This is a genomic window from Staphylococcus durrellii, from assembly GCF_015594545.1.
Taxonomy (GTDB): domain Bacteria; phylum Bacillota; class Bacilli; order Staphylococcales; family Staphylococcaceae; genus Staphylococcus; species Staphylococcus durrellii.
Map to the genome: position 1 here is coordinate 2,366,840 of NZ_JADIIO010000001.1, position 14,591 is coordinate 2,381,430.

At 29.3% G+C, this 14,591-nt stretch carries 17 protein-coding genes and 1 pseudogene; 6 read left to right on the plus strand and 12 right to left on the minus strand.

What is annotated here, in order from left to right; genetic code table 11:
* Window positions 1-15 precede the first annotated feature (15 nt).
* Together arsB and ISP02_RS11485 are read right to left on the minus strand one after the other, a co-directional pair.
* Window positions 16-1,308, minus strand: a complete 1,293-nt coding sequence (gene arsB / locus ISP02_RS11480; RefSeq protein WP_195721674.1) for an arsenite efflux transporter membrane subunit ArsB — start codon at window positions 1,306-1,308, stop codon at window positions 16-18.
* Complete coding sequence (locus tag ISP02_RS11485; protein WP_195721675.1) at window positions 1,308-1,622, minus strand: ArsR/SmtB family transcription factor; 315 nt, start codon at window positions 1,620-1,622, stop codon at window positions 1,308-1,310. The genes arsB and ISP02_RS11485 overlap by 1 nt, the downstream gene beginning before the upstream one ends.
* Window positions 1,623-1,959: 337 nt before the next feature.
* On the opposite strand from ISP02_RS11485, the gene ISP02_RS11490 reads away from it, so the two are divergent.
* The gene (locus ISP02_RS11490) at window positions 1,960-2,541 is read left to right on the plus strand and encodes a TetR/AcrR family transcriptional regulator (RefSeq protein ID WP_195721676.1); all 582 of its coding nucleotides are present in this window, start codon (window positions 1,960-1,962) and stop codon (window positions 2,539-2,541) included.
* 13 nt (window positions 2,542-2,554) lie between these two features.
* Window positions 2,555-3,103: a hypothetical protein gene (locus ISP02_RS11495; protein WP_195721677.1), complete on the plus strand. Its 549-nt coding sequence runs from the start codon at window positions 2,555-2,557 to the stop codon at window positions 3,101-3,103.
* A gap of 257 nt (window positions 3,104-3,360) precedes the next feature.
* Here ISP02_RS11495 and ISP02_RS11500 read toward each other — a convergent pair whose 3' ends face one another.
* The 3 genes from ISP02_RS11500 to ISP02_RS11510 all read right to left on the minus strand — a co-directional run bounded on the left by ISP02_RS11500 (window position 3,361) and on the right by ISP02_RS11510 (window position 6,805).
* Window positions 3,361-3,651, minus strand: coding sequence for a YciI family protein (locus ISP02_RS11500; protein WP_195721678.1), 291 nt, complete (start codon window positions 3,649-3,651; stop codon window positions 3,361-3,363).
* 384 nt (window positions 3,652-4,035) lie between these two features.
* The gene (locus ISP02_RS11505) at window positions 4,036-4,749 is read right to left on the minus strand and encodes a transglycosylase family protein (RefSeq protein WP_195721679.1); all 714 of its coding nucleotides are present in this window, start codon (window positions 4,747-4,749) and stop codon (window positions 4,036-4,038) included.
* A 697-nt stretch (window positions 4,750-5,446) separates the two neighbouring features.
* A complete protein-coding gene (locus tag ISP02_RS11510; RefSeq protein WP_195721680.1) occupies window positions 5,447-6,805 on the minus strand; it encodes an amino acid permease in 1,359 nt (452 codons plus the stop codon).
* A 547-nt stretch (window positions 6,806-7,352) separates the two neighbouring features.
* Here ISP02_RS11510 and ISP02_RS13290 point away from each other — a divergent pair.
* Window positions 7,353-7,540 (plus strand): annotated as a pseudogene (locus ISP02_RS13290) (ATP-dependent Clp protease proteolytic subunit).
* A gap of 2 nt (window positions 7,541-7,542) precedes the next feature.
* Window positions 7,543-7,689: an ATP-dependent Clp protease proteolytic subunit gene (locus ISP02_RS13295; RefSeq protein WP_408020137.1), complete on the plus strand. Its 147-nt coding sequence runs from the start codon at window positions 7,543-7,545 to the stop codon at window positions 7,687-7,689.
* Window positions 7,690-7,770: 81 nt separating this feature from the next.
* On the opposite strand, the gene ISP02_RS11520 is transcribed toward ISP02_RS13295, so the two are convergent.
* A complete protein-coding gene (locus ISP02_RS11520) occupies window positions 7,771-8,349 on the minus strand; it encodes a complement inhibitor SCIN family protein (RefSeq protein WP_195721681.1) in 579 nt (192 codons plus the stop codon).
* Between the two features lie 826 nt (window positions 8,350-9,175).
* On the opposite strand from ISP02_RS11520, the gene ISP02_RS11525 reads away from it, so the two are divergent.
* Both ISP02_RS11525 and ISP02_RS11530 read left to right on the plus strand, forming a co-directional pair.
* A complete protein-coding gene (locus ISP02_RS11525; protein WP_195721682.1) occupies window positions 9,176-9,340 on the plus strand; it encodes a hypothetical protein in 165 nt (54 codons plus the stop codon).
* A gap of 204 nt (window positions 9,341-9,544) precedes the next feature.
* The gene (locus ISP02_RS11530) at window positions 9,545-9,766 is read left to right on the plus strand and encodes a VraH family peptide resistance protein (protein ID WP_195721683.1); all 222 of its coding nucleotides are present in this window, start codon (window positions 9,545-9,547) and stop codon (window positions 9,764-9,766) included.
* A 73-nt stretch (window positions 9,767-9,839) separates the two neighbouring features.
* Here ISP02_RS11530 and ISP02_RS13030 read toward each other — a convergent pair whose 3' ends face one another.
* The 6 genes from ISP02_RS13030 to ISP02_RS13040 form a co-directional block, all read right to left on the minus strand.
* The gene (locus tag ISP02_RS13030) at window positions 9,840-10,175 is read right to left on the minus strand and encodes a hypothetical protein (protein WP_235980507.1); all 336 of its coding nucleotides are present in this window, start codon (window positions 10,173-10,175) and stop codon (window positions 9,840-9,842) included.
* Window positions 10,176-10,274: 99 nt separating this feature from the next.
* A complete protein-coding gene (locus ISP02_RS13035) occupies window positions 10,275-10,559 on the minus strand; it encodes a MerR family transcriptional regulator (RefSeq protein WP_235980508.1) in 285 nt (94 codons plus the stop codon).
* Between the two features lie 407 nt (window positions 10,560-10,966).
* The gene (locus tag ISP02_RS11540; protein ID WP_195721684.1) at window positions 10,967-11,134 is read right to left on the minus strand and encodes a hypothetical protein; all 168 of its coding nucleotides are present in this window, start codon (window positions 11,132-11,134) and stop codon (window positions 10,967-10,969) included.
* Window positions 11,135-12,414: 1,280 nt separating this feature from the next.
* Window positions 12,415-12,645 carry a hypothetical protein gene (locus ISP02_RS11545; protein ID WP_195721685.1) on the minus strand — a complete coding sequence of 77 codons (231 nt, stop codon included), beginning with the start codon at window positions 12,643-12,645 and terminating at the stop codon, window positions 12,415-12,417.
* A gap of 438 nt (window positions 12,646-13,083) precedes the next feature.
* Entirely contained in the window at window positions 13,084-13,857 is a 774-nt protein-coding gene (locus ISP02_RS11550) for an acetoin reductase (protein ID WP_195721686.1), read from the minus strand.
* Window positions 13,858-14,161: 304 nt separating this feature from the next.
* A complete protein-coding gene (locus tag ISP02_RS13040; protein ID WP_235980509.1) occupies window positions 14,162-14,581 on the minus strand; it encodes an SGNH/GDSL hydrolase family protein in 420 nt (139 codons plus the stop codon).
* Between the last annotated feature and the right edge of the window lie 10 nt (window positions 14,582-14,591).

Consider the following 14,591-nt stretch of genomic DNA (forward strand, 5'->3'; position numbering starts at 1 on the left):
TTAAATCCTCTTTTCTTAAAATATAATTAGTGTAAGGTATAAACCTAAGAGTGTTACAAATAGTACTGGAATAGTAATAATGATTCCAGTTTTAAAGTATGTCCCCCATGAAATTTTCACCCCTTTTTGTGTTAACACATGTAGCCATAATAAAGTTGCTAAAGAACCAATTGGCGTAATTTTCGGTCCTAAATCTGAACCGATGACATTCGCATAAACCATTCCTTCTTTAATAGTTCCTACTACATGAGATTGTCCAATAGCAATAGCATCTATTAAAACTGTAGGCATATTGTTCATAACAGATGATAAAAAAGCTGATATAAAGCCCATGCCCATGATACTGCTAAATAATCCATGATTTGAAATATTGGATAATACATCAGCTAAAATTGTTGTGATCCCTACGTTTTTCAAACCAAATACAACTAAATACATACCAATAGAAAAAAGAACGATATTCCACGGTGCGCCTTTTATCACTTGTTTTGTATGAACTGCTTTAGATTTACGAGCTAACAGTACAAAAATAAATGCAATAATAACAGCAATGATTGATACAGGGATTTGAATAAACTCACTAACAAGATAACCCATGAGTAGTATTGCTAATACAATCCAAGAAATCTTAAATAATTTAGGATCTTTAATTGCATTTTTAGGATCTGAAAGATTTTCTGTATCGAACGTTTTAGGTATAGATTTTCTGAAATATAACCATAAAACGAGAATACTAGCAATCAGAGAGCATATATTAGGAATAATCATTCGACTAAAATACTTAATGAATCCAATATCAAAGTAATCGGCAGAAACGATATTAACTAAGTTACTTACAATTAAGGGAAGTGACGTGGTGTCGGCAATAAAACCGCTGGCAATAATAAAAGGGAAAATCACTTTTTTATTAAATCCTAGATCCCTTACCATCGCCAATACAATGGGTGTTAAGATTAAGGCTGCACCATCATTGGCGAAAAACGCCGCTACAATTGCTCCTAATAGCATGATAAAAACAAACATTTTTAAGCCGTTACCGTTTGAAGCCTTGACCATATGTATCGCAGACCATTCAAAAAAACCAATTTCATCTAATATTAATGAAATAAGAATAACAGCTACAAATGTTAAGGTAGCATTCCAAACAATACCTGTTACTTCTAGTACATCGGAAAAGCTAACAACGCCTGTAACGATACCCACGACAGCCCCAATTAATGCTGTAATACCAATATCTAAACCTTTAGGTTGCCATATCACAAAAATTAAAGTTAATAAGAAAATTAAAATCGCTAACATTGTTATCATCAACACTCACCTGATTTCATATTTTTACATACACAGCGTTGGTTAGATGTGTTAATGATATTTAAGTTTTGATTAATATAATCTAAAAATTCATGATTAAGTTGATACATGTTTTTATTGCCATTTCTTCGTGCAGTAACTAACTCGTTATCTACTAATGACTTCATATGATGACTTAATGTAGGTTGAGAAAATTGAAAGTATTCCAACAAGTCACAAGCACATAACTCACCACAAGATAGTAAATCTAGTATTTCTAATCTGCTTGGATCCGATAAAACTTTTAGTATCATTGATAGTTCTTTATAAGACATGAAATATACCTCCTAGACACTAAATAGATTAACACCTATATAGATATACGTCTATGTTAGTTCATCTACTGTTTTTAACTATATATGGTTTGACGTGTATTACCTACTTCTTTGGCTAGTTACCGATAGAATTGCTTTTTCAAACAATTTCGTAACTCGATAATAAACTAAATGTGTTTGAGGTGCCTTAGCATTGGGAGCATAAAGATGGGTATTCTTTTTTTCTTACACATTCTAATTCTTCATATAAATAGGTTGTTTTTTCTTGTCACTTTATCTGCTATTATAGAATAACTTTATTTAACACAGTTGTATTAAAATATGTTAGACTTTTAATATGCCAAAAATAATAAATCACGAAGAAAAGAAAAAACAAATAATTCAATATGCTTTTTCTTCAATTGTAGAAAATGGTGCCAAGGGATCTACCGTAAGACAAATTGCAAAATTAGCTCATATGACACCTGGACAGATTAGATACTATTTTCCTAATCATTCAGAGTTACTAAAAGCTGTAATGTTTTCAGTAGAACTAAAAATAAGAGGGAGGATCGAAGCAATATTTACGTCCAAAAACCTTGACGCAATTGATAAAGCAAAAGAAAGCTTGCTAACAGTATTACCATTAGATCAAGAAAGATTAGCTGATATGGAAGTTTGGATGGCGTTTCGTTACGATATTCACGAATATGGCCAAAGTACACTAGACGATGGGCTAAACCAATTATGTACTAGTGTTTTAACTTTATTAAAGAATAATCATTTGTTGAAAGACAATTTAAACATACACCTCAATTCCATGAAATTACACGCATTAATTGACGGCTTGGCTTTGCATAAATTGCTCAACCCAATCCAAACTTCAAACGAAGATATTCAATCAATTGTAGATGAAGAAATAGCTAGACTAACGCAATAAAGGAGGCTTACCCATGAACTTTATAGTATGGCTCATCATTTTTTGTGAAGTGGCCTTTTGGGTAGTTATATTACTCGGGTTAGTAACAAGATATATCTTAAAACGAAAAACACTAGGTTTATTCTTCCTAGCACTTACACCTGTAGTAGATTTGATACTTCTTATAACAACAACTGTAGACCTCATGAATGGCGCAACAGCTGAAACCCCTCACGCTATAGCTGCAGTCTATATTTCAGTATCTCTTGTCTTTGGGAAAAGTATGATAAATTGGGCAGATCATAGATTTAGATATTATGTGATGAAACAAGGACCAAAACCTTACAAACCCGTAGGATTCGCTTACGCTAAAAATTATGCTAAAAATTGGTTGAAACATTTACTATCTTACATTATTGGAACAGGTATTTTGCATTTGATTGTTTATTTAATTAATGATAAAAATCGTACAGAAGCTATGGATGGGGTTATTCATGTCTGGACAGTTGTCATTATCATTGACTTAATCATTTGTATATCATATTTTGTATGGCCACCAAAAGGAAAAGTAAATCATAATTGACAATGAAATTAGTTTATAGTTTATGTAGGTTGTCTCCCCCTAATATTTTATCTAGTGCTTCATGAGGCCTTTGGCTTCTTCACTTCTAGGAGACAGTTTCTTTCATAATCTTCAATAGCTATATCAATATATTGTCATTTTTAAATTACTCTTTATAAAAATTTTTATGTATACAATTGTGAAATAAAAACCAGTAACTATTTTAATTAGTAGAAGCCACTGGTTTTGCTTTAAATATATTTTTTAGATATTGGCTATCATTCTAAACTACCAAATTGTGGTTTCCAAGGTGTTATAGTCATTTCAGTAATTAAGTCGTGATGGTAGTATGGATCTTTGTGAATGAGATCCATTAATTCCTGTTTATTTTTAACTGCGAAAATTAAAATTGCTTGACGTTTATGATCGCCATCACTAGGCCCTGATACAATGATTTTACCCTTTTTCACCTGCCGTTTTAGGTAACGAACATGTGCTAGCAAATATTTAGTCCACCCAGTCAAGTCGTCATGTGTGTAAGTTACTACGTAATAATTTTTTCTAGTCATTCTACACCATTCCTTTCTCATAATGTTATTTTTTCAACACACTTTTATCTTATATTCAAAATAAAAAATAAAGTCAAAGCTAAAAATTATATATTCAGCGCAGTTATACTTTAATTTATTACAAAAAACTGGCATAACCTATCGCTTAATAAAAGAAGTTTTATGTTAAAAGTTCAATTATTTCATCTACAAACTATTTTATTAATCTTATAAATTAAAGATTTTAAAATTTTATTGGCAAATAATCGAAAAATTTAACCTTCGTAACAAAAAATCTCCCTCCATTTAATAATGGAGGGAGCTCTTATTACCTTATAAGAATTTGTTTGTGTTTTTAATTTTTGAGCTTTCCACTCAATATTTTACAGTTATACGCGGCTTAACTTATGCAGTTACCCACTGTGAAGCGCCTTCTGTATCATATAATTTCTGAGCTGCTTGGTCTTGAACTGATTCAGGTGCTTCTGTAGGAGATTTACCTTGATATTCTGAAGGTGCTACTGAATCCCATGTGCTTTGTAGGAATTGATATTTTCCTGCTGCTCCTGATGATGCGTTAACAGCTTTTGTATCTCCACCTGATTCACGTTCTGCAATTTGTTTTAAATGACCATTTACATCACTTGATGAACCGCTTGAACTTGCGTTTGAGCTTGCTGACTCATCAGATGAAGTTGATTGTTGTGATTGTTCTTTTTGTGGTTGCGCTTGTTGTTGTGACTGTTCTTTTTGTGGTTGTGCTTGTTGTTGTGATTGTTCTTTCTGTGGTTGTGCTTGTTGTTGTGATTGTCCACTATTTGAAGTTTGTTGTGCTTGATTTGTATCCTCTTGTGAACCATTGTTATAGCCATTATAACTCCAAGTATAGTTTGTACCATCTGACTTAAAGTTATAGTTTGTGCCATCTTGATTAAAGTTATAGTTATATGAACCTTTTTGAACTGGAGATTCATTTAATTGATTTGAATTAGATTGTGCTTGTTGCGCTAATTTTGATTGGTCAACATTGTTTTCTGCAGCGTTTGCTGAATGACCTGCTACTAATCCTGTAGCGCCAATACCTAAAGCTAATGTTGAAGTAATAATTGTTTTTTTCATTATTTAAATCCTCCTAATAGGTGGTTATTACTCGTTTATTGCTATGAATTACTTAAGACATCACCCACTGTAACATGAAAAAACACTGTTTGAGTTACAGTGAAGTGAAAAAGGTATTTCATTTTTTTACAATAATCTGCTTTCGCCTCTGCTATGTAATGTTTAAAAGTTGGGCACAAACGTTTTGAACGATGCATTGCACGTTAATGACTGTAATGTGCATGTAATCTGCCTGTACTTAATAACGAATTTTTACGTATCATGAATAGATAACTTTGAATTAAAATTTCAAATCAAAAGCACTTAGAAGCTTATTATCCTTATATAATATAAAACCTTAATATATTATATAAATCCAATAGTAGGTCAGCTAAAAATTGAATTATTCCTGCAACTATATTAATAGTATTATCGATAAATACTACTAATATTGGTCCTTATATCATCCTTTTTATGCTAGAAAACTGTAAATCTTCTTTTCTTAATTTACAATTTCGGTCTACGAAACAGCTATAACGTTATAATTTTTCTTAGGCTTGCAGACCTTTCAGACGCCCATAAAAATTCGTCTTCATACAAAATAAGCTGCTAACTCCTCAATTTTGTAGGAGTTAGCAGCTTATTAAATACTATGATTAACTTTTATATTTTCACGAATTCTGTATTAGCTATGCCACAGTATTCAAAACCGCTTCAACTATGCTTTCTTATATTTCTTCTGATTAAAGTAATAAACAATCAACAATAAAATAATCCATAAAGGCGAATAAAACAGTGCTACGCGTGTATCATCGGCAAATAGTAACATAACTAACACAAAGACGAAAAAGGCTAATGCACCATAAGAGCCTATGATACCAAATGGGTTTTTGAATATAGATTTTTTGTGTAATTCAGCATTTTCTTTTCGATATTTAATGTAACAAATTAAAATAATTGACCATATAAAAATAAAGAAAATCGTAGCAAGTGTTGTCACTAATGTAAATACTTCATCTGGTATAAAGTAGTTTAAAATAGCTGAGAAAAATAATACAACGCCTGAGAATATTAACGCTGGGTATGGTACGCCACGTTTATTTATTCTTCCAAGTATTTTTGGCGCATGGCCAGTGTTACCTAAACCATAGACCATTCTACTATTACTAAATAGACCACTATTCGCAGCACTTGCAGCTGATGTTAATACTACAAAGTTTACAATGCCTGCCGCTGCAGGTATCCCTGCTAACACAAATAAATTAACGAATGGACTTTCTGTAGCAGAAACCTTATTCCATGGTGTAATACTCATGATAATTAATAAACTAAGTACGTAAAATATTAAAATACGATACCCTAATGAATTTACCGCTTTAGGTAAGTTCTTTTCGGGATCCTTCGTTTCACGTGAAGTCACGCCAACGAGTTCAATACCTACGAAACTAAAGACGGCCATTTGAAATGCCAATAAGAATCCCATTGCTCCATTTGGGAAAGGTCCACCATGCGTATATAAATTATGGAAACCTGCTTGGATACCATTGCTTGATTTAAAGCCTGTAAATATCAACCATAACCCAATTACTATCAATAAAACAATCGCAATAATTTTAATTAATGCAAACCAAAATTCGATTTCTCCAAATAGTCTTACGGTCATTAAGTTTAATATTAATAAAATCAATACCGTTCCAATCGCTGATATATACGAAGGTATATCCGGGAACCAATATTGAATATATTTAGCAGCCGCTGTTATATCTGCAATTCCCGTCGCTACCCAACAGAACCAGTACGTCCAACCGGTTAAAAAGCCAAATAAATGTCCTAAATAATGTTCGGCAATATCAGTAAATGAATTATAGTCACTATTTGATAATAACAATTCACCCAGTGCTCTCATCATGATAAATAAGAAAAATCCTATAATAATATATACTAATAAAATGGATGGTCCAGCTAAAGAAATACTTTTACCTGCCCCTAAAAATAACCCTGTGCCAATTGCTCCCCCAATGGCTATCAACTGTATATGTCGATTGGTCATTTTACGTTGCAATTCATGATCTTTCATCTTTTTCACTCTTTTCTAATTAATAAAACAGTATTAGTTATGTATCGTTCTTAGCTAATATGATTGATTTCACTCTACAAAGTTACTTCAATTTCCTCATTCTAATTACTATTTATTGATAATTTTTTAAATCAAAAAACTTCACCATTGTTATTAGAGAAGTTAATGTTAAACACATTATCAAACTTTAAATAGAACTATTCGTATGGAAATAGTTGGAATTATAGATATACTGCTTTAGTTAAATCACTAAAAAAGCTAGATTTATATCTAACTAAACTTTTTATGGAGTAACAATTTTGTTTAATAGCAAAACTTATAACATAACCTAAAACAACAATATGTTTACCATATTACTACTTTAAATCTTTCACAACAATAATATTCTGAATTTTCCTTTTATATTTTAATTAAATACTTCATTCTTCTTAATATTGTATAGAAAGATGTAGCTTTCCTATTGGAAATCATAGTACCCCTCTTTTATCTATAATGTTGTAAAAATAACCAATACAATTTAATTAAAGAAAAACTATTAGAAACAAGAATGGTAGTGATTTCCGGGGAAATAAATGATGAAGTTTCCAGAGACGTCTGCAACAAATTATTATTGTTAAAATCTATGAGTGATGACCCTATTTATTTATTTCAACACAAGGTAGCCACGTAGACGCTGGTTTTTATATACGTGATATGATTAATTTTATTAAACCTAAAGCTAATATCATAGGTTAAGGTTGGGTAGTCAGTGCCGGTACTTCCATCTATATATCAGGAGAAAAGTAGAAGAAGATACAAACAGAAACTACTGGTTAACAGTCGAAGAAGCGCAACAATATAGCATCGTAAATAAAATTATTAGCAACCGAGATGAAATTAAATAAACTAAATAATAAAAAGGTAACCTTATACAAAGTTACCTTTTTGATATTACCAAAATTCATTAAAAATATGAGTAATGTGACTTACAAATTTTTATAATCATCAACACTTTGGATACGTTGCTTTAATTCTGTAATAGCATTATCAAGTTCATATGTTGCATAGCTACCAGCTAATAAGCTTTGTGCACGTGCTACAGAAGTTTTTAATTGAGCCTCGTCTTGGTTCACAGATAAATGACTTTCAGTTAAATAACTTTGAGCTTGTGATATAAGCCCATTTAATTGATGCTTTTTCTTACTTAACTCTACCTGACCAGCTTCAGACTGCAAATGAACTTCAAATACTTCGTTATATATTGACGATACTTTATTGATAGCTGTTAAAACGACTACTTCGTTTTTAGCGTTTTTCTTTTTATCAGCATAGCTTAATATATTTTTTAATTTGTTCTGATAATAACTAGATCCAGTTTCTTTAGCCCACTTTACATAATAGTGTCGTGAATCAAGTAAATCTTGTAAATTTTCTTGTGGTGAAACAGAGTAATTACGGTATTGGTATTTTGCTGCACTTGCTTTACTTTCTTGTACAGTTGAAACGCCAGTCGTAGCTAATAATGCGCCTGCAATACCAATAATTAATTTATTCTTGATGTTCATTGAGTGCCTCCTATTGTTAGTATTTCAGAATTAATAGTATATTAATTTATAACTATAAAATAGGGTTAATCTTGTTTTAGTAAAAAGCACAAAAAAATAAGTAAAACTCTGAAAATACCTACTCATAGAGGTATAAAATTCATTACATTTAGTTGTCTGAATTTTAAATTATCAAGTAGACGAGCAACTCCCCAAAAACGTAATTTAACAACCCTTCCATATTTTTTTCTTCAAAAAATTAAATCTTTTTATTCATTTTAAAAGCTCCTTACCAATAAAATAAAAAAAGTTAATAAGCTTTATTAATACCAAAAATACACTATCGGAAAGAATCCAATTTAAATCCATAAACTAAAAAATTCATAATACTATCATCTGAGACAGCATATAAAATATGTTAATCCTAGTATGTTTAATTGTTGGATGGTTCATTAAGTGAAATTATTTTTTATTTAAAGGTTGTATGAACAGTATTAGCTTAATGTAATTCCAAAAATATTATTTTTAAAAAAAGATTAATATGTTATTGTTACTATAATTAAAAACTTCGAGCACCTAACTTGTATTACTAAAGGGGCTAATATTTGGAAGATAATAATTTCCGAGGAAATAATAAAAACAAAGCACCACTTGTATCGTCATTACCTATATTTTTATTTTTTATAGTAATGTCAGTACATACAATAGTGGTGAAAAATAATTTAATAGCTATCAGTTTATCTATATTTTCATTAATTATTTTTACTTCGATGACCATTTTATTGCTTTATACATATATAATGGATAAAAACAATTGAGAGCGCATAAATAATTAAGGAGGTACGGTATGAAATTTGTTTGTTTTAACACTATGACAGAAAAAGGTCTTACTAAAAAAGTGAATGAATTTTTAGAAGAAAATCCTTATATCGAAATTATTAAATTTGATTACGAAGTTTCAACAAGTGGTTACGGTGTAGGCATACTGTATAATGAAAATAAAAGCATTTAATCTCTAAAATTTCATTTACATAAATAGTTTAAGCTTGGCATTAATTTGCCAAGCTTTTTTCACATCCAGAATTTACTTAATATTTACCTTCTCAAGTAAGTATTTTACTAGTTGCTAGCAATTATCAAAACTTTAAATGAAGCATGATAGCATTAAAATGGAACGGTTTAATTAATGACAACCACTTCATGAGGAGGTACAACTTTGAAATTAAGAGAATTTTTTAGCAGAAATGACGTTAATAAAGCGAAAGTTTTCACAAAGCGTAAATACAATGAGTTTTTAAATTTAGAAATAAACACTTATAACATTACAGTATTAGTAATTTCAATTATCCTTGTTAGCGCCATAACTACACCATTTTTAGGCATACCTCTAGGTATCTTAGCTGGTATGTACATTATAGAAAGTAAAAGGAAGAAATAAGCAACTACTAATTTTTTTAGGTATATTGCTATTTAAATTAAAAATATACACTGTCACTCCGTAAATATAATACTTAAGGAATTTTTATTAGCTCTAAACAATGATTTTTGTCATAACAATTTGGACATTTTAATTTCCTTGTTTTTATTGTATGTGCAGCAAATAACCATTTTATTAATTTTGGTTTAAATGTATTGTGGCAATTAGGACACATATAAACAACCGCTTTAAAATACTTATTAGTTATTGCCATCGCACAAGTAACACCAATGATAAGTGTTACAAAAAATGGTAAGTAGCTTTTTATCGCAAAACTAATTGAGAAACCTACTAGCTGAATAAAAGTAGCAAAACCACCTATAATAAATAACTTTTTATATAAATCGCTTCTTTCATCGTTTCTTTCCATAGCATTTTCTATGTCTATTAATTTTTTTATTTGAGAATTTGAGTTGTCAGTGATTGTATTCTTAATATTTTGTATATGTTTTAATTGTGATTGATGTTGTTAAATTTTGTTAGTTGTTTCATTTATTTTCTGATCCAATAGTAAATTAATTGCTTTCATATCTTTATCACTATCTAGTAAAACTTTAATATCTTTTAATGATATATCCAGTTCTTTTAAAATTAAAATCAGCTGTAATTTTTTTACTTCACTTTCTGTATAAACCCTATAACTATTTTCTTTAATATATGCCGGTTTTAATAAGCCTTTTTTATCATAATATTGGATCGTTCTATTAGATATACCAAACATATCACTTAATTCTCCAGTTAAATATTCAGACATAACTTTCACCTCCACTTTTATTTGTATGCTATTACGTTGGGTATGGGTCAATATAAACAATCAATTTTTACTTAGTATTATTTTATCCTTCTATATAAAGTTACGTAATACTATTAAACTCAATAAAAAGGCCCGTAAGGCTACGGGAGTTATAAATGAGTTATTATCTATTATAATGTTCTTACTTATCGTTATTATTTTTCTTTTTGGGAGGAACCTTACTCTAATTAGATTTACAATTATCACTGCAGTAAAAAAGCAAATTTCCCATTGGGTTTCAGTGAAATTTTTCATAATCACCAAATATATGTAAATTAAAAATAAAATACCTATTAAGATATTAAAATACATTCTTAACTTTGATCTATCCATAGTTATCACTCACTTTTAACTTATTAGATATTTAGCTAGTTTCTATTTTTATTTTTTTGTTGCCATACAACAAAAATATTACCTAACAATCCGATAACACCACATAACAATGCTAATAGGAATGTAGTTTGACCTACATAATAGGCAATTAAGAATATCAAAACGCCTACAACAATGCTGATAATCCACTGACTTGTTGTCATGTTTTAACTTCATCCTTTTTAATTTATAGTTAAGTATTTATTATCCACACTATCATATGTAAAGCTAAACAAATAAATATTAATGATGATTTATAATTTAAAAAATAAACTAAAATAACATTTGCAAACTTGAAAATAATTCATAATATATTATTATTAAAATAACGTATATAACATTTAATTACATTAATAGTTTAATGAAAATCATTCAACTAAGGAGAGATTTTATGTTTCTTGAAAAACTCGTCTGTAGCAACTGTAAAAAAGAAATTGGCAAAAATGAAAATATAACGATTAAAACTAATTCCAAAAATTTAAAAGGCTATGCCTTATTAAGTAGTTGGGCTAAACTTCAAAAAGTTTATTGTGAGAAATGTTCTTAAAAACCAGTCTTTTATAAAAATTTTTAAGTAATTAATACATTAAGACTGTAAAGATATTAAAATATAATACAAAACCACCCAATAACATATGTGGGTGGTTTTAATATCACAAGAATAGAAAATAAGAAGCTAGCTTTAATATACTAACTAACATCATCTTTATAATTCACTCTATTTCTTTTATGCTTTTGATTTTATATTCATCTATATCAAATGCCACAGCATTGGTTTTCACTCGATACGAACATTTATTATTATTTTCTTCTGTATCATCATCCAAACAAGCCGTCCAATAAATTTCCAACCATCACGATCAATAATTTCTACATTTTTACCAACGTATCATTTAGTTTACTAATCACTCCTTAACCTTCTATCAAAAGCTCTAACACCAGCAACAATCATCGTATTTCTTGGTTAGTTTTGATTTTTTCTTGGATGCTAATTATTAATCTATATAGTTGCTTTTTATTATAGCAACAAACAATGTTATGAAGCATTTATATTTTTACCCATATCTATGAATTATTTACGATATTTTTCTAATAAGCTCTTTCTTTTAAAAAATTACTTATTAATTTACTATACGCCTTTACATTTTATAATTTCCTTACTAATTGTATTAAACTTGAATTTTCTGTCCCCCGTTAAATTTCCACACAGAAATAACCCCGTAAGCCTAAACCTACGGGGTTCGTACAGTTACAATATCTATTATTGTTCTTCTTTAACATATTCTTATTCCACGAACAATTATTAGCACTCAAAATATTGTTAAATCAACGCTTAATACCCTTTATTTCTATTTTGAAAGTCTATAAATATACACATTATTTCACAACTTTGCGAAATTTTTACCAACTCAAATTTTGTCTTAAACATTATATCTTTATGAGATTAAAAACTTTTATTTACTGTCTCATTTTTAAACTTAGTTATAATATTTATCTTAACTACATAGTCTAAATTAATCACGGCCTTTTTTGGTACTGTGACATACAATGTATTGTCGTTTGATTTTTCTTTATCTATTTCATCTACTTGTTCTTCTTCGTTAGTTGCAAATAATAGTATTAATCCAGATGCTTTTTCATCACTTAAAAGTTCGTTTACGATACCAACATTCATCAATATCAACCTCCTATTTATTGATACACTCATGGAACCAATTATAACCATAGACAAATACTATCGATTATATAATAAACAATAGTTAAAGGGTATAAAAAGAGCTATCACCCATTTAGAGCAATAGCTACTTTAACTTTTTTTATAATCTTTACTTATTACATGTGTCCCCATATTTGGGTGAGTGGAATTTAAATAATTAAACCTCAAAATGGAGCCGTGTAATTTCACAAAATCCAAAATTGGATTCTACTACCGTATTTTACAACCTCATGTACCAAGTTGGTTCGCTCATATCAGATTACTCTGCTTTCTCTTCTCTTTTCTTAGGACTTAATTCGTCATATGTTCTACGTATGCTTTTGATAAAAGCATTTTATTAATTAAGGTATTTAAAAAAATACTATCCTAATTTAAGACAGCAGTTATTATCAAATATTATCTATAAACTAGCCCACCATCAGTTAAGATAGATTGACCCGTAATATACCCGGAATCTTCAGAGGCTAAAAATGACACTAAATTAGCAACATCTTTTGGTTCTTGATAACGTCCTAATTTTATAGCTGATGAAAATTCTTTGAATGCATCGCCTGGCTCCATATCGTCATTATATTTAACCATTTCTTCATCTATTCGATCCCACATTTTAGTTTTTGCTACACCAGGGCAATATGCATTAACTGTGATGCCATCTTGTGCCAATTCTTTAGCAGCAGTTTGTGTAAAAGAACGTACTGCATGTTTAGTAGCTGAATACGTACCTAGCATTTCATAAGATTCATGACCCGCTATACTACAAGCGTTTATTACTTTGCCCTTACTATTTTGTTTTTTAAATTGTTCTGCAGCTGCCTGCGTACCAAATACAGTACCATAAACATTTACATTGAATAATTTGTTAAGTTGATTTTCATCAATTTCTAAAAATGACGAAACCGCGTCTACTCCAGCATTATTAACAAATACATCTATTTGTCCAAACTCTGTAACAGCAAACTGCACTAATTCTTGTTGTTCTTTTTTTATTGAAACATCGCTTTTAAAGGCTACAGCATTAAAACCTTTATCTTTAAATTCTTTCTCTGTTTCTAAAAGTAAATCTTCATTAATATCTTGAAGAACAATATTAAATCCATCGTTGGCTAGCCTTAGAGCAATTCCCTTACCTAATCCACCTGCTGAACCTGTTACGATTGCTACTTTACTCATTAAAAACAACCCCTTTAATTTTGTCTTATATTTATTTTATTATTTATAAATTTCCATAACAAGATATTAGCTTTTTTATAGTCGTTTATTATTTCCAAAAAGTTTCATTGTATATTATTAGTAATTTTAATCTTGTTTATTACTTTTTAACACAATCTACAATGGCTTAACTATGATATATAATGCGTTTTAATTTTTAACATAACTTTAACTAACTATGACTAATTTGACACGTAAAACAACCCACCTATTCATTTAGGTGGGCTTTTGCATACTCATATAAATTAAAATAAAAATCATTCAATTAACTAAAAATACACTTTATTTTTTCTTTAAAAAGTGGAAAATATACATACCGATAACCTTTTAAAGTAGGATGCGCATCATCAGCAAATAACGTGTTATCATATTTTTTAAGCTCATTAGCTTCCGGATTATTCCAAACATCTAATATCTCAATATCCCACTTATCTTTTAATTTATACAATACATTTATTAAATGTTCGTAATATGGATCTGATTTTCTTATACAAGTATAAAATAAAACAGGAGTGTTCCATGTATTTTTTGCATAGCTAATAATGTATTCCATTGCACCTATTGTCGTTTCTATATTAAAATTTTCCAAATCATAATCTAAACTTATCTCACCTAATGCTTTTTTAAATCTACTATCATTGGTTGATAACTGACAAATCAATAAATCATAATAATTCTTTTTCAAATCCTTTTTC

Bases quoted from the DNA above. Each gene is read 5' to 3' on its own strand.
- arsB (WP_195721674.1), bottom strand. From the start codon at position 1,308: ATGATAACAATGTTAGCGATTTTAATTTTCTTATTAACTTTAATTTTT.
- ISP02_RS11485 (WP_195721675.1), bottom strand. From the start codon at position 1,622: ATGTCTTATAAAGAACTATCAATGATACTAAAAGTTTTATCGGATCCA.
- ISP02_RS11490 (WP_195721676.1), top strand. From the start codon at position 1,960: ATGCCAAAAATAATAAATCACGAAGAAAAGAAAAAACAAATAATTCAA.
- ISP02_RS11495 (WP_195721677.1), top strand. From the start codon at position 2,555: ATGAACTTTATAGTATGGCTCATCATTTTTTGTGAAGTGGCCTTTTGG.
- ISP02_RS11500 (WP_195721678.1), bottom strand. From the start codon at position 3,651: ATGACTAGAAAAAATTATTACGTAGTAACTTACACACATGACGACTTG.
- ISP02_RS11505 (WP_195721679.1), bottom strand. From the start codon at position 4,749: ATGAAAAAAACAATTATTACTTCAACATTAGCTTTAGGTATTGGCGCT.
- ISP02_RS11510 (WP_195721680.1), bottom strand. From the start codon at position 6,805: ATGAAAGATCATGAATTGCAACGTAAAATGACCAATCGACATATACAG.
- ISP02_RS11520 (WP_195721681.1), bottom strand. From the start codon at position 8,349: ATGAACATCAAGAATAAATTAATTATTGGTATTGCAGGCGCATTATTA.
- ISP02_RS11525 (WP_195721682.1), top strand. From the start codon at position 9,176: ATGAAATTTGTTTGTTTTAACACTATGACAGAAAAAGGTCTTACTAAA.
- ISP02_RS13030 (WP_235980507.1), bottom strand. From the start codon at position 10,175: ATGGAAAGAAACGATGAAAGAAGCGATTTATATAAAAAGTTATTTATT.
- ISP02_RS13035 (WP_235980508.1), bottom strand. From the start codon at position 10,559: ATGTCTGAATATTTAACTGGAGAATTAAGTGATATGTTTGGTATATCT.
- ISP02_RS11540 (WP_195721684.1), bottom strand. From the start codon at position 11,134: ATGACAACAAGTCAGTGGATTATCAGCATTGTTGTAGGCGTTTTGATA.
- ISP02_RS11545 (WP_195721685.1), bottom strand. From the start codon at position 12,645: ATGAATGTTGGTATCGTAAACGAACTTTTAAGTGATGAAAAAGCATCT.
- ISP02_RS11550 (WP_195721686.1), bottom strand. From the start codon at position 13,857: ATGAGTAAAGTAGCAATCGTAACAGGTTCAGCAGGTGGATTAGGTAAG.